This is a genomic window from Desulfolutivibrio sp. (genome assembly GCF_036584575.1).
Taxonomy (GTDB): Bacteria; Desulfobacterota; Desulfovibrionia; order Desulfovibrionales; family Desulfovibrionaceae; genus Desulfolutivibrio.
In genome coordinates, this window is record NZ_JAZHDB010000230.1 from 1 (window position 1) to 9,980 (window position 9,980).

Here is a 9,980-nt window from a genome sequence, read left to right on the forward strand (position 1 = left end):
CCCCTCCCGAACCCTCCCCCCTCCCGGAAAACTTTTGGCGGGGAGCGAGGGATCAGGGGATGCAAGGCGTGATGCCGCGATCAGCCCGGGCAGGACGCGCCGGGCTGCTCGCGCCGGTCCACCACCCGTTTGACCTTGCCGTCGGTGCGCTCCAGGCTCTTGGGCTCGACAAGCCGCACCCGGAAGGACACCCCCAGTTCCGAGGCCAGACGCTTTTTCAGGCGTTCCACAAGATTTTGGTGTTCGCTGATGCGGTCGAAAAACACCGTCTCCGAGGCCTCGACCTCGACCGTGGCCTCGTCCAGGGCCCCGGCCCGGTCCACCACCACCTGGTAATGGGGGGTGATGCCCTCCACCTCCAAAAGCACGGCCTCGATCTGGGACGGGAAGACGTTGGTTCCCCGGATGATCAGCATATCGTCCGTGCGCCCCAGGATGCGGCCGATGCGCCGGAAGGTGCGGCCGCAGGGGCACTCCCCGGGCAGGATGCGGGTCAGATCGCCGGTGCGGAAGCGGATCATGGGAAAGGCTTCCTTGGTCAGGGTGGTCAGGACCAGCTCGCCGCATTCCCCCTCGGCCACGGGCTCGCCCGTGACCGGGTCCACGATCTCCATGAGAAAATGGTCCTCGCTGACGTGCATGCCGCCGCGCTCCTGGCATTCTCCGGCCACGCCGGGGCCCATGATCTCGCTTAAGCCGTAGTTGTCCGTGGCCGTGAGCTTCAGGCGCGATTCGATTTTCGCGCGCATGCCCTCGGTCCAGGTCTCAGCCCCGAACAGCCCGTGGCGCAGGGACAGGGCGTTGGCGTTGATGTCGAGTTCATCCAGGGCGTCGGCCAGGTGCAGGGCGTAGCTGGGGGTGCACACCAAGGTAGTGGTGCGGTAGTCCTCCATGATCATGGCCTGGCGGCGGGTGTTGCCGCTCGAGGCCGGGATGACCGCGGCGCCGATGGCCTCGGCCCCGTAGTGGAAGCCGATGCCGCCGGTAAAAAGTCCGTAGCCCAGGGAAATCTGCACCACGTCGTCGCGGCCCGCGCCCCCGGCCGTGAGCACCCGGGCCACCAGGCCGGCCCAGCGTTTCACGTCGTTTCGGGTATACCCCACCACCGTGGGCTTGCCCGTGGTGCCCGAGGAGGCGTGCAGCCGCACCACGTCGCGAAGCGGCACGGCGAAAAGCCCGTAGGGATAGCTGTCGCGCAGATCTTTTTTGGTGGTGAAGGGCAGTCGGCGCACGTCGTCCAGGCTTAAGAACCCGTCGGGATCGATGCCCATTTCCGCGAACCGCTTCCGGTAATGGGGTACGTTGCGGGACACCCGGGTCAGCGTGGCCTGGAGCCGCTCCAGTTGCAGCCGCCGCAGATCCTCGCGGGGCATGGTCTCGATTTTCGGTTCAAAATACATGGATTCCTCGCGCGGCCCGCACGGCCGCAGGTTACGACCGGACGGCCACGGGGACGTGGGCCAGTTCCAGGGCCAGTTCGCCCACGAAATGGGTGATGGCCTTGCGAAAGCCGCGATGCACCGAGTCGAAGCGAAGGCCCAGGTGCAGTACGCCGTCCCGGAAGGTGACGTTGGTCACGTCGGTGAACACCGTATACTGGTTTTTGGGCTCAATGGCATAGAATTCGAGCTTGATCCGATCCCCCCCGGCGAAGGGAACGCCCCCCGCGCCGCGCAGGCTCACCCGGCAGCCGCTGGGAGACAGGTCCGTGAGGATGCCGGTTCGCGGCGTGTCGTCGTCGCGGTGCAGGGTGGCCGGGAACAGGCAGGGCACGCGCGGCTCCCGGCGCAGCTCCAGAACCTCCACATGGGACGGATATTCCAGGAACAGCAGGGAGGCCGGGTCCACGATGTAGTTCATGACCATGGCCCGAAAGCCGTAGACCGTGCCGCAGTGGACGTAGCGGCCGGTGACCACGTGCTTTTTCTTAGCCTTCTTCTTCATGGTGGCGGTGAACGGAATGGACAGGATCAGGTAGGCGTCGGGGAAAAGCCCCACCATGATGCCGCAGAAGCGTTCCTCGTCCCCGGGGAAGACCAGTTGCACCTTGGTGCCGCGTTCGATCTCCATGTCCGCCTCCCGTTCGGGACCGCCAGGTCATTGTCCCGGATGTGTGGTTTCCCGCCGAAGGGGCGAGACGTTCTCCGGCAGGATGGGCGAAATCGTTACGGACGGGCGAAATCGTTCACCGCCCGGGTCAGGAGGCGTCCCGCTCCCGCCCCAGGTAGGCCCGCTGCACGTCGCGGTTGGCTAAAAGCTCGTCGCTTGGGCCTTGAAGCATGATGCGCCCGGTCTCCAGGACATAGCCCCTATCGGCCACGGCCAGGGCGCTTTTGGCGTTTTGCTCCACCAAAAGCACCGTGAGCCCGCGTTCGTCGCGAAGCTTCACGATATGCTTAAATATCTCCTTGCACACGGCCGGGGCAAGCCCCATGCCCGGTTCGTCGAGCAGAAGCGTCGAGGGCTGGGCCATGAGCGCCCTCCCGATGGCCAACATCTGCTGCTCCCCGCCGGAAAGCGTGCCGGCGGCCTGTTTTTTGCGGTCGCGAAGAACCGGAAACATCTCGTACACGGCCTCCCGGTCGGCGGCCACGGCGGCCTTTTGGGCCCGGCCGCGCCGGGTGTAGGCCCCAAGCAGCAGGTTGTCCTCGACGGAAAGCGGCCCGAAAACCAGACGCCGCTCCGGCGCCTGGGAGATGCCCCGGCGCACCACGGCATCCGGCGAAAGGGCCTGGATCTCGTCCCCCTTGTGCAGGATGCGGCCGCCGCCGACCCGCACCAGCCCGGACACGGCCCCCAGAAGCGTGGTCTTGCCCGCGCCGTTGGCCCCGATAAGGGCCACGATCTCTCCCGCGTCCACATGCAGGGAGACCCGGCGCACGGCATGGATGCGGCCGTGAAAGATATCGACGTTTTCAAGGGCGAGCATGCTTTCTCCGCGTCTCCTGTGCGGTCTCGTGTCCTCGAAATCCACATCCGCTCTTAAATGCTCTTTCAAAATCTTCCCCTGACTTCACCTCGTCAATCAGCTTGAGAAGCCCCTCTCTGCCAACACGCAGATACCATTTTCTGACTTCATGTCCTGCAGTCGCATACACCACACAGAGTTTCCCCGGAACACCCATTGAGTAGTCAACATCCCCAAATTGTTGTGCCGCTTTGTTCCATTCTTTCAATGAGTTAAGACTTTCAATTTTAGGTACAGCCATCTTCGCCGCAACTATTTCCTCCCATATTTTTTCAGAATGGGCAGGTTCATCACTCACCGCTACAGCGAGTCCTTCGTCAAACCATGTCGGCACGGAAGGTATGCCCAATATTCCATCCAACGGCGCATCCATTCTCGCTCTCAGTTCAGCGTGTGACAATTCATGTGCCAGTATAGGAGTAGCGAACCCTTTGGGAGAAAGGAGTATCTTCGACTTTCCAATCTGTAACCCACGCTGACAAGTTCCACCCAGGCCAGAAAAACATTCGTATGTTGAACAGATGAGAATATCCGGAGTACTGATCGTTCCGCCATAGAAATCCATAATTCTTTCTTGTGCTTCGACAACGATTCGCGCAGCTTTTTCTCTGTCCTCAAAAGACATATCGGGGTTAACAAAAATTTTGGGTGCAACCATCTCCATCCCCAGGGAAATTGGGGACATCAGATAGGTTCTTGCTCGTTTGAGCTGAGTGCATCCAGACAAAAAAGCAACAAGTATCAAGAGGACAAGGCATCCCCGTTTCATATTTCCTTCAATGTAACGCAGAGCTAAAAGGCGCAGCTTGTTGCGTCGCCGGGCGTCTTGGGCATGTCCGGCAAGCGGTCCAGCTTGCGGTGGACAGCCTTCAACCTAGTCCCCCAGGTAGGCGGCCACCACCTCGGGATCGGCCTGAATTTGGGCCGGGGTTCCCGAGGCCAAAACGGCCCCGAAATTGAGCACGGTCACGGCGTCGCTGATGCCCATGACCAGATCCATGTCGTGTTCCACAAGGCCCACGGTGATGCCGAGTTCGTCGCGCACCCGGGCGATGAGCCCGGCCAGGGCCTTGGTCTCCTGGGTATTTAAGCCTGCGGCCGGCTCGTCCAGGAGCAAAAGCCTGGGCTCGGCGGCCACGGCCCGGGCCATCTCCAGGAGACGCTGGCTGCCGTAGGGAAGCTCCCCGGCCAAAACGTCCTTTTTATCGGCCAGCCCCACGAATTCGAGTTTTTCGAACGCCGCCTCGCGGCAGGCCCGCTCCCCGGCCCGGAAACGCGGGGTGCGCAGGACGCCGTCCATGATGCCGTAAGGCACCAGGGCGTGGCGGCCGGTCATGACGTTTTCCAGAACCGTCATGTTGGCGAAGACCTCCAGGTTCTGGAAGGTGCGCACCACCCCGTGGCGGGCCCGGACATGGGGCGCCAAGGCCGTGATGTCCCGGCCGGAAAGGACCACCCGGCCGTGCTGCGCGGCCACCATGCCGGTGATGGCCCCCAAAAGGGTGGTCTTGCCCGCGCCGTTTGGGCCGATAAGCGCCGTCACCGTGCCCTTCTCGATGCAAAAATCCACATCGGCCAGGGCGCTCACCCCGCCGAAGCGCACGCTGACCTCGGACAGGACCAGAAGCGGCGCGTTATCCGACATGGCCGCCCTCCCCCTGCCCGGAGATCCCGCGACGCCAGCGCCCGATCCTGCGCCAGGCCCCGGCGGCCGCCCCGGCCATGCCCATGGGCATGTACATGACGCAGGCCACCAGGATGGCCCCGTAGATCAGGATGTCCACCTCTTCGAAGCCGCGCAGGGCCTCGGGCAGGGCCGTCAGGAAAAAGGCCCCGGCCATGGCCCCCCACACGCTGGCCATGCCGCCCAGGACCACCATGACCACCAGTTGCACGGAGAAATTGAACCCGAAGGACGACGGGGCCACGAAGCTTAAAAAGTGGGCGTAGAGCACTCCGGCCACCCCGGCGAACACGGCCGAAAGCACGAACACGAAAAGCTTGTATCCGGCGATGTCCACGCCCGCGGTCTGGGCCGCCCGTTCGCTGGTGTGGATGGCCCGCAGCGCCCGCCCCAGGCGCGAGTCGATGAGGTTGAGGCAGAAAAGCGCGGCCAGGGCCAGTACGACGGCCGTGAGATAATAATAGGCGCGGTCGGAATCGAAGGCGTAGCCGAAAAGGGCCAGCCTGGGGATGCCCACGAACCCGGACGGGCCGCCGGTGACCTCCACGGTCTCGTTCATGACGATATGCACGATGATGCCGAAGCCCAGGGTGGCCATGGCCAGGTAATTGCCTCGAAGGCGCAGGGTGGGCATGCCGATGAGCCAGGCCACCAGGGCCGACAGCGACACCCCAAGGCCCATGCCCACGGGGATGGGCAGGCCCATCCTGGTCGTGGCGAAGGCCGTGGCGTAGGCGGACAGGCCGAAAAAGGCGGCATGCCCCAGGGATATCTGCCCGGCGTAACCCAGAAGCAGATTGAGCCCCAGGGCGATCAGGGCGTTTATGGCCCCCAGGATCAGGATGTTGATGTAATATTCGTTGGGCAGCACAAGGGGGGCCGCGCCAAGGGCCAGCGCGAACAGGACCGCCTTGGCCGCGTTGCGGGCGTACCAGGGCTTCATACCCGCTCCACCCCGGCCTTGCCGAAAAGCCCCGAGGGCCTAACGAAGAGAAGCAAAAGGAGCACCACGAAGGCGAAGGCGTCCTTGTAGGCCGAGGACACGTACCCCGCCCCGAAGGATTCCATGATCCCGATGAGAAGCCCGCCCACGGCCGCGCCGAAGGGATTGCCCAGGCCGCCCAGGATGCAGGCCGCAAAGCCCTTGAGTCCCAGCATCATGCCCACGTCGTAGGAGGTCATGGTGATGGGGGCCAGGATCGCGCCGCCCACGGCCCCGGTGAAGGCCGACAGGGCGAAGGAGAAAAGCGACATGCGGGCCACGCTGATGCCCATGAGGCTGGCGGCCTTGCGGTTGCAGGCGCAGGCCAGCATGGCCTTGCCGTGGATGGAGGTGGTGAAAAAGAGCTTGAGCGCCGTCAAAAGGGCCAGGGTGATGGCCAGGGCCCACAGGCTTTGGGGCTGGACGGCCGCCCCCAGAAAGGCGATGGGCGCGGCCTTGCCGAACGGCGGCAGGCTGAAGGTGTCCTTGCCCCACAAAAGCATGGCCGCGCCGCGAATCAGGATGGACACCCCGATGGTGGCGATGACCAGATTGATGGGCGAGGCGCCCTGGATGGGCCGGATGGTCAGGCGTTCCATGGCCGCGCCCACCAGGGCCGTGACCGCCACGGCCAGCATGATGGCCGAAAAAAGGTCCAGGCCGAGCCAGGTGCGGAAAAACACGCTCATCATGCCGCCGAGCATCACGAACTCGCCCTGGGCGAAGTTGATGATGCCCGTGGTGTTGAAAATCATGGTGAACCCCAGGCCCGTCAGGCCGTAGGTGGCCCCCACGGTCAGTCCGGAGACGAGGTATTGGGCGGCGGCGGCGAACATCGTCGGCTGGCGGTCCCTGGTGCAAAACGGTTGGTTGCGGCGACGCGCAAACCGGTCCCCGGGGCCGCGCCCCGGGGACCGGCGGCAAAAAGACAAGGCGCTACTTGGTCATGATCTTCCAGTCGGCCCCGGCCACCTCGATCATCACGAAGGCCGTGGCATCCAGACCGTTGTGGTCCGTGGGGCTGAAGCTGAAGACGCCGCCGATGCCCACGAAGTCCTTGATCTTCTCCAGGTTGTCCCGGATGTCCTTGGGCTCGGCCGAGTTCCCCATCTGCACGGCCTTGGCCAGGAGCATGACCCCGTCCCAGCCATGTCCGCCAAAGGTGGACACGGGCTGGTTGAACTTCTCGGTGTACTGCTTGGTATATTCCAGAAGCACCTTTTTCTGGGGATCGCTGTCCGGGAGCTGGCTGGCCACGATGAGCTTGCCCGCCGGGAGCATGATGCCCTCGGCGGCCTCTCCGGCCAGTTCGATGAACTTCTTGGAGGCCACGCCGTGGCTCATGTACAGCGGCGTGGCCATGCCCAACTGCACCCGGTTCTTGGCCACCACGGCCGGGCCGGGGTTGGTGCCCCAGCAGACGATGGCGTCCGGGGCGGCGGCCTTGATCTTGGTCAGTTGGGCGGTCATGTCCGTGTCTTTCGGGCCATAGACCTCGTCGGCGATCAGCTCGAAGCCGCCCGCCGGGACAAGCTCCTTGAGGACTTCGCGTCCGGCCTGCCCATAGCCGTCGGACACGGTCAGGATGGCGATTTTTTTATACCCCCGCCCCTTGGCGTGCTCCAGGATGCGGGCCACGGCGTGGCGGTCGGACTGGGGGTTTTTAAAGATCCAGGGATTGACGGGGTTGACGATTTTCTCGGCGGCCGAGAACGAGATCAGGGGAACCTCGGCGGCGGCCACGTTCTGCATGATGGCCAGGGTGTTGCCCGAGGTGGTGGGGCCCATGACGGCCACCACCTTGTCCATGCGGATCAGGCGCTGGGCCCCGAGCACGGCCTTGTTCACGTCGGTCTCGTCGTCCAGGATGACCACTTCGAGCTTTTTGCCCAAAAGCCCTCCGGCGGCGTTGACCTGATCGACCATCATCTGCACCGTGTTCTTTTCGGGTTCGCCGAGAAAGGAGGCCGGGCCGGTGACGGACAAAACGGCCCCGACCTTGACGGTGTCGGACTGGGCCGTCGCAAGACCTGGCAGGCAAAGGGCGGCAAGGGCCACAAGCAAAGCGGTCAACGCACGGTTCATGCCTTTCTCCTTAAACTCGTCGCGGTGCCCGGAAAAACTCCCGACGCCGCGCGGCCGGGCGCGGCAGGGACGCCGCGCCGTTTCCACAGGATGGCCCCCTGCCAGCGGCCGCCTCACCGTATCCCGCCTCGTGTCCCGGCCTCGAAATCCCCCGGGGCGACTTCATGGACAAGACGTTTCCCCGACGCGGCCGGGAAACCCCGGCGCGCCCTTTCGGGGCGAAAGCCCTACGGCACGATGCTCCAGTCGCCGTTTTTGATGGTGACCATGACAAAGGCGGACTGGTCCAGGCCGTTGTGGTCCTCGGGGGTGAAGTTGAACACGCCGCTTATGCCCACGAATCCCTTGATCTTCTCCAGATTGTCGCGGATGGCCTGGGGATCGGCCGCATTCCCGGCCTCGATGGCCTGCTTGACCAGATAAAACGCATCATAGCCGTAGCCGCCAAACGACGACACAGGCTGTTTGAACGCGGCCTCGTAGTCCTTGGCGTAGGCCAAAAGCACGGGCTTTTGGGGATCGGCGTCGGGCAGCATGGCGGCCACGGTGAGCTTTCCCGCCGGGAGCAACAGCCCCTCGGCGGCCTCGCCGGCCAACTCGATGAACTTCTTGGAGGCCACGCCATGGCTCATGTAAAGCGGCGTGGTCATGCCCAGCTGCATCCGGTTTCTGGCGATGACCGCGGGGCCCGGGTTGGTGCCCCAGCAGATGATGGCGTCCGGGGCGGCGGACTTGAGCTTGGTCAGTTGGGCGGACATGTCCGTGTCTTTCGGGCCGTAGACCTCGTCGGCCACGATCTCGAAGCCGCCTGCCGGGATGAGCTCCTTGAGGACTTCCCGCCCGGCCTGGCCGTAGCCGTCGGACACGGTGATGATGGCCAGCTTCTTGTATCCCTGCTTCTTGGCGTGCTCCAGGATGCTTAAGACCGCATGGCGGTCGGACTGGGCGGTCTTGAATATCCAGGGATTGACCGGAGAGACGATCTTCTCCGCTGCGGCGCAGGAGACCAGGGGAACCTTGGCGGCCGGGAAGGAATTCATGATGGCCAGGGTGTTGCCCGACACCGTGGGGCCGAGCACGGCAGCCACGTTGTCCTTTTTCAGCAACCGTTGGGCGGCCAGGACGGCCTTGTTCACATCGGTTTCGTCGTCGAGAATGATCATTTCCAGCGGTCGGCCGAGGATGCCGCCTGCGGCGTTGATCTTCTCGGCGAGCATGGTCAGGGTGTTTTTCTCGGGTTCGCCCAGAAAGGATGCGGGCCCGGTGACCGACAACACCGCTCCGATCTTGATCGGTTCGCCCCCGGCCAGGGCCGTCCCCGCCATGGCGAACAAGGCCATTGCCAACACGGCGAGCATCTTGGATTTCATGGAGCCTCCTTGCGAGACGGTTGACGCGGGTGGCGCGACCTGGCGTCCTGGGCAACCGCCGTTTCGTGTCCCGGCCGGGCCTGGACGAAAAAACGTGCTTACGCGAAATATCGACGGCGCTCAAGCCCGCGCGGCGACCGAAAGGCCTTCCCGCGCGCGGTTTTTCCGCGCTCCTCCCTCCCAGCCTGTTGAAAGACGCCCCGGTCTCGTTTACCCTGCTCGGGCATCATGCCATCCCTGGCCTCTGCGCGCCGCCGGTCAAAGCCCCCGGCCGCCACACCAAAGAAACAAGGAGGCTCCCATGCCGCCCGGATTCTTCCCCCGCTTCCCGACCCGTCTGGCCGTCCTGGCCGTGGTGTTCGCCCTGGCCCTTTTGGCCGCACCGGCGGCCGGACAGGCCCAGCAGCAGGCCAAAACCGCCCCCGAGGCCAAACCCGAGGGCCAGGCCATCCCGGACACCCCCAAAAAGGACACGGGCGTGGACGGCAGGCGCACCCCGGTGGGCATCGAACATACGGACACGGACGTGGTGGGAACGCGGATGGCCTACCACTTAAAGGAGCTTCTCGGCCGGTCCTCGCTCATGACCCTGACCACCAAGGACGAAAAAAAACTGGTGCTGGTCATCCGGACCCGGGAGGAATTCACCGGACGCCCGGCGGTCAGCTCCATCTATTCCGTGGCCTGGCTCTATTCCGCCAAGGACGGAACCCTGCGCTATTTTCTGTCCGGGGACACCGGCATCGTGGACGCCGTGACCCTGGAACAGACCGTGGAGGCCCTCCTGGTCAAGACAGACAAGATGGCCGCAACCTACGGCTACCTGTTCCAGTAATTCGGGGCTGCCGCCCCGAACCCCGCCCGGGGGAAATCATTTCCCCCGGACCCCCT

10 protein-coding genes are annotated in these 9,980 nt (G+C 64.3%); 1 reads left to right on the forward strand and 9 read right to left on the reverse strand.

Annotated elements, in window-relative coordinates:
- Positions 1-80: 80 nt before the first annotated feature.
- From V3572_RS17285 to V3572_RS17325, 9 genes are all read right to left on the reverse strand, one after another.
- Entirely contained in the window at positions 81-1,400 is a 1,320-nt protein-coding gene (locus tag V3572_RS17285; protein WP_332112276.1) for a phenylacetate--CoA ligase family protein, read from the reverse strand.
- 31 nt (positions 1,401-1,431) lie between these two features.
- Entirely contained in the window at positions 1,432-2,070 is a 639-nt protein-coding gene (locus tag V3572_RS17290; RefSeq protein WP_332112277.1) for a PilZ domain-containing protein, read from the reverse strand.
- Positions 2,071-2,197: 127 nt separating this feature from the next.
- Complete coding sequence (locus V3572_RS17295; RefSeq protein WP_332112278.1) at positions 2,198-2,929, reverse strand: ABC transporter ATP-binding protein; 732 nt, start codon at positions 2,927-2,929, stop codon at positions 2,198-2,200.
- A complete protein-coding gene (locus V3572_RS17300; RefSeq protein ID WP_332112279.1) occupies positions 2,916-3,653 on the reverse strand; it encodes a hypothetical protein in 738 nt (245 codons plus the stop codon). Before V3572_RS17300 ends, V3572_RS17295 begins: the two co-directional genes overlap by 14 nt.
- 189 nt (positions 3,654-3,842) lie before the next feature.
- The gene (locus V3572_RS17305) at positions 3,843-4,613 is read right to left on the reverse strand and encodes an ABC transporter ATP-binding protein (protein WP_332112280.1); all 771 of its coding nucleotides are present in this window, start codon (positions 4,611-4,613) and stop codon (positions 3,843-3,845) included.
- Positions 4,603-5,595: a branched-chain amino acid ABC transporter permease gene (locus V3572_RS17310; RefSeq protein WP_332112281.1), complete on the reverse strand. Its 993-nt coding sequence runs from the start codon at positions 5,593-5,595 to the stop codon at positions 4,603-4,605. The genes V3572_RS17305 and V3572_RS17310 overlap by 11 nt, the downstream gene beginning before the upstream one ends.
- Complete coding sequence (locus V3572_RS17315) at positions 5,592-6,470, reverse strand: branched-chain amino acid ABC transporter permease (protein ID WP_332112282.1); 879 nt, start codon at positions 6,468-6,470, stop codon at positions 5,592-5,594. The genes V3572_RS17310 and V3572_RS17315 overlap by 4 nt, the downstream gene beginning before the upstream one ends.
- 100 nt (positions 6,471-6,570) lie before the next feature.
- The gene (locus V3572_RS17320) at positions 6,571-7,719 is read right to left on the reverse strand and encodes an ABC transporter substrate-binding protein (RefSeq protein WP_332112283.1); all 1,149 of its coding nucleotides are present in this window, start codon (positions 7,717-7,719) and stop codon (positions 6,571-6,573) included.
- 227 nt (positions 7,720-7,946) lie between these two features.
- Complete coding sequence (locus tag V3572_RS17325) at positions 7,947-9,089, reverse strand: ABC transporter substrate-binding protein (protein WP_332112284.1); 1,143 nt, start codon at positions 9,087-9,089, stop codon at positions 7,947-7,949.
- 301 nt (positions 9,090-9,390) lie between these two features.
- Between V3572_RS17325 and V3572_RS17330 the strand changes: the two genes are divergently transcribed.
- On the forward strand, positions 9,391-9,924 hold the full coding sequence (locus tag V3572_RS17330) for a hypothetical protein (RefSeq protein ID WP_332112285.1): 534 nt from the start codon (positions 9,391-9,393) through the stop codon (positions 9,922-9,924).
- Positions 9,925-9,980: the final 56 nt, after the last annotated feature.